Below are 2,177 nucleotides of genomic sequence, written 5' to 3'. Positions count from 1 at the left end.
TCCAATGATTTGGGCGGTGAATTTGAGGATTTAACTGTCAGCTTCCGCGTCGGCGACAAAACTTATCCGGGCATTTTGATGCCGGAGAAAAACACCGATTTAGGATAAAATCGCTACAAAATTGCTGTCAAAATTCCGATTACCGTACCCGTCGGCGAATCCAGTATTGTAGTGTCGAGAAAGCAGAAAAAACGCTTCGGACTGGGCGCTGGAGATTACTCCATTGTGGAACTAGAAAGTGAAGAAAATATCCGCCTCGCTCCTACCTGCGTTGAATTGGCGCTGGTGACCGAACGCACGGGCGACAAAATCAACGTTATTAATCTCAAAGATGCTTCCTCGACTGTTGAAACCCAGAGCAGCGCTAAATTGGCGGTTGCTATTAACATTCCTGTGGGTAATCCCAATATCCCATCAGACCGACCGGAGTCGATCGCGCCTACCAACAATGCTACCCGCGGCTACGTGACTCTGCGCGACACCGGCCGCGTGTCTGTGGTGGATTTGATAGCCCTGCGAGAGATAGACACTACTCCTGAAACGGCGACTGTAGATGCGATTAGCTTGCCGAATGGAGCCAGACCGCAAGCTATTGTTATTGACCCCAAAGACAATTACGCTTACATTGCCGACCAGAATCAACCGAAAATCTACGTTCTCGACATCAACCCGAATTCGGCAACTTATCATACCGTTGTCCAAACAATTAACGTCACATCGCCGCTGGGATTGAGTCAGTTAGCTATCAGCAGCGACGGGCGGCGGCTGTTCGCCACAGGTTCCGACAATAACGAACAAACACCTAACCGCCGCATTTACGCTGTCAACATTGACCCCGCCGACAAACCTAGCGCTGAGGGTGCTAACGAGAAAAAGTGGCACCAGCAGATTGGAGTAATTCCCACCGCATCGGAGACAGAGGGCATAGCTGCTACTTCCGACCCGAAGAAAATGGTGTTTACCAACGGGCTTGCTAGTGTCCTTGCCATAAGTAATGGGCAACAGGTAAAGCTTCAAGATGACGGCAAAGGCTTTGGCGTGCTCTCCATTACGTCTGATGACCCCCTCAACTTTAATGCTGAAGTTCGCTACGCTCCTTTGTCGCTGGGCGTGGCCAATGACTATTTTGATGTCAACGAGGCAGTGGCTGTAACAGTAACGCAAGACGGGAAATATGCGTTTGTTGCCGGCCGCAACTCTAGGGCAACTGTAAATACGCGCGAGGGTGGAAATATAGGCATTATCGCAAACCCGCTGGGGCCCAATCCTCAATTGGTGGCTGCGACTCGACCGATTCCCGACAGCTTAACTAACAACCTAGCGCTTTCGAGCGACGGCAAATATTTGATTGCTTCCTATCCCACCATAAATTTGGGAGGAAGTTCTTACGTTTTCGATGTTGAGGAAATGATTAAGGCTATAGAGAATCCGGGCAATTACAAGCTTGACGCACGGGACAGGGGAGTGGGTAGCGTTGGTTTTGTGACTAACACTGAGCGAAATGCGACCCAAGCCGACCTCGCCCGCGTGCCTATTGATGATATCAACCCTAAAGTCAGTATTGCGGCTGACTACGAAATTACAGGGGGAAATTGGATTAATAACTTTGCCTTTAGCGTCCCGGACGGCACGAAACGCGCTCCAATTGGTATCGGCGGAAATCCTAAAGGTTTGGCAATAGCTTCTGTTAAAAATTGGCTGGAATTAGAGGGGCCGATCGGTACTAGCGAGAGTGACAGCAATCCTCTAACTCCTACTTTTGAGTGGGATATTAAAGGCAAAGATGAGGAATGCGGTCTTCCTAATTTAGACCCAGATAAAGACATTCATGAAGTCAATCTTTATGTCAGCGTATTTCCCGAAGGAAAAGGATTATTACCGGGGGATAGGTGGCCTGGGTTAGAGGATATAACATCGGCACAAGACTACAATCCCAATCGTATCCTGACTGCTAAGTGGAGTAAAAATACTGGTAATTGGACTTGGAACGGCGACAGTAAACCGGGTAACTTTGAGGAGTTTACTCTTCCTGCCAGTCTCATGTTAACAGCCGGCCAGAAATACCACTGGGCTGTGGAAGCTTTGGGAGAAAATGGAAAACAGCTAGGTAAAGGTCAACCCGTAACAGGTGAGTTTAAAACTCTTCTGCCCACGGTAAATAATAGCAATACTTTCAG

1 protein-coding gene is annotated in these 2,177 nt (G+C 48.6%); it reads left to right on the top strand.

The annotated features are described in order from the left end of the window. Positions 1-225 precede the first annotated feature (225 nt). A partial coding sequence (locus QT992_RS33285) for a YncE family protein (protein WP_445305807.1) occupies positions 226-2,177 on the top strand: 1,952 nt, incomplete at its 3' end.

Origin of the sequence: Microcoleus sp. T3_D1, from assembly GCF_036700405.1 — a bacterium.
Classification (GTDB): Bacteria; Cyanobacteriota; Cyanobacteriia; order Cyanobacteriales; family Microcoleaceae; genus Microcoleus.
The sequence above is the reverse complement of the archived record's forward strand: the minus strand, read 5'-3'. Positions and strand labels throughout refer to the sequence as shown.